At 70.5% G+C, this 2,071-nt stretch carries 3 protein-coding genes; 1 reads left to right on the top strand and 2 read right to left on the bottom strand.

Annotated features, from left to right (window positions below; genetic code table 11):
- Nucleotides 1–157: 157 nt before the first annotated feature.
- Together AC1DP0_RS21315 and AC1DP0_RS21310 are read right to left on the bottom strand one after the other, a co-directional pair.
- Nucleotides 158–670: a methylated-DNA--[protein]-cysteine S-methyltransferase gene (locus tag AC1DP0_RS21315; RefSeq protein ID WP_478088480.1), complete on the bottom strand. Its 513-nt coding sequence runs from the start codon at nucleotides 668–670 to the stop codon at nucleotides 158–160.
- A complete protein-coding gene (locus tag AC1DP0_RS21310) occupies nucleotides 667–1,692 on the bottom strand; it encodes a cation diffusion facilitator family transporter (RefSeq protein WP_478088482.1) in 1,026 nt (341 codons plus the stop codon). Before AC1DP0_RS21310 ends, AC1DP0_RS21315 begins: the two co-directional genes overlap by 4 nt.
- 76 nt (nucleotides 1,693–1,768) lie before the next feature.
- On the opposite strand from AC1DP0_RS21310, the gene AC1DP0_RS21305 reads away from it, so the two are divergent.
- Nucleotides 1,769–2,029 carry a CsbD family protein gene (locus tag AC1DP0_RS21305; protein WP_478088478.1) on the top strand — a complete coding sequence of 87 codons (261 nt, stop codon included), beginning with the start codon at nucleotides 1,769–1,771 and terminating at the stop codon, nucleotides 2,027–2,029.
- Nucleotides 2,030–2,071: the final 42 nt, after the last annotated feature.

Raw genomic sequence — 2,071 nt, 5'->3', positions numbered from 1 at the left:
GCAGACGCGGAGCACCACGGCGCCGTGCTCGGTGACGGCCTGCTCGAACGGTCGCTTCATGTCCTGTAGACGCTCCGGCCCGCGGAAGTGTGAGGTCACCCAGTGTGGCGGATCGGACGTCGCGGCCCCTGGACGTGGGGTCTTCGGGGTCGCCGGTTCAGAAGAGGCGGCCGGACCGGTCGGCGGGAGGCTCCTCGAGCGCGAGGAGGTAGCGCTTGCGCGCGAGCCCCCCGGCATACCCGACGAGGGAGCCGTCGGCGCCGATGACCCGGTGGCACGGGACGACGACGGCGATCGGGTTGCGGCCGTTGGCGGTGCCCACGGCCTGGGCGAGGTTGCGGTCCCCGAGCGCGCGGGCCAGCTGCCCGTAGCTGCGGGTCTCGCCGTACGGGATCGCGCGCAGCAGCGCCCACACCCGCTGGTGGAAGGCGTCGCCGCGCGGCGCGAGCGGCAGGTCGAACGCGGTCAGGGCGCCGGCGAAGTACGCGGCGAGCTGCACCGACGCCGCCGCGAACGGCTCGTCGGCGAGGTCGCCGACCTCGCCGAGGACCTCGGGGTCGTCGGGACGGTACTTCGCGGCGTCCATGAGCAGGTGCGTGACGGCGCCGTCCTCGGCGACGACGGTGAGGTCGCCGATCGGTGAGGGCACGACGACGTGCGCGCGGCTCATGCCTCGTCGTCGCCCCGTCCCGGTTGCGCCTTCGGGGCCGCCCCGTGCGCAGCGACGATGTCGTGGTGCGTCGGGATGGGGAACTCGGCGGCGTAGTCGCCGTAGGCGCGGGGGTCCTCGGAGGGCTCGAGGTGGCAGGTGAGGGCGATCTCGCCGAACTCCCGGTGCACGGTGTCCTCGACCTCCTCCATGAGGTCGTGGCCCTGCTGGACGGTCCACGCGCCGGGCACGAGCACGTGCACCTCGGCGAACCGGTTGTGGCCCGAGACCCGCGTGCGCAGCGCGTGGAAGTGGACCTCCTGCGTGACGAAGCGCGACAGGATCTCGGCGATCGCGCTGTTGTCCTCCTTGGGCATGGAGATGTCCATGAGCCCCTCGGTGGACTCGCGGATGAGCTTCCAACCGGTCCAGACGATGTTGACGCCGACGAGGAAGGCGATGACGGGGTCGAGCCGCTCGACGTGCGTGAGACCGACGAGGAGCACACCGACGACGACGCCGGCCGAGGTCCACACGTCGGTCATCAGGTGCTTGCCGTCGGCGGTGAGCGTCAGCGACCGGTAGCGGCGGCCGGCCCGCAGGAGCACGACGGCGACGGCGCCGTTGACGGCCGAGGCGACGACCGAGATGGCGAGTCCGAGCCCGACGTTCTCGATGGGCTGGGGGTTGCGGAAGCGCTCGACCGCGGTGTACATGATCACGAGGGCGGCGACGAGGATCATCATCCCCTCGATGGCGGCCGAGAAGTACTCCGCCTTGGTGTGGCCGAAGTGGTGGTTCTTGTCGGCGGGCATGGCCGCCACCTTGAGCGCGATGAGCACGGCGATCGCGGCGACGAGGTTGACGACCGACTCGGCCGCGTCGGACAGCAGGCCGACGGAGCCGGTGATGCGCCACGCGACGACCTTGAGCGTGATCGTGACGACAGCGGCCGCGATGGAGAGGTAGGCGAACCGGCTGAGGTCTCGCGTCTGCGGCGCCCGTCCGGACGACGAGGACACCTCGGAGGCGGGGTTCGGGATCGTGGTCACCCCTCCAGTGTCGCAAAGGCCACCGACGCCGTACGCACATGACCCCCTCCTCGAGGACTCGCCCGATGTGGTGGCGAACCACGGCGACCGGGTAGGGGAGAAGCATCCGATCGAAGGCGAAAGGGGCCCCGACATGGGTATCGAAGACAAGGCCAGCAACATGGGTGAAGACCTCAAGGGCAAGGCCAAGGAAGCCGCCGGAAAGGTCACCGACAACGAGCGACTCGAGGCCGAGGGCAATCAGGATCAGGCCTCGGCTGACCTCAAGCAGCGGGGCGAGCAGCTCAAGGATGCGGGCAAGGACGTCAAGGACGCCTTCGACCGCTGACGTTTCCGGAGTGGGGTGGGCCGGTCCCGGAAGGGGCCAGCC

Source organism: Terrabacter sp. P5_B1 (assembly GCF_056400505.1).
The sequence above is the reverse complement of the archived record's forward strand: the minus strand, read 5'-3'. Positions and strand labels throughout refer to the sequence as shown.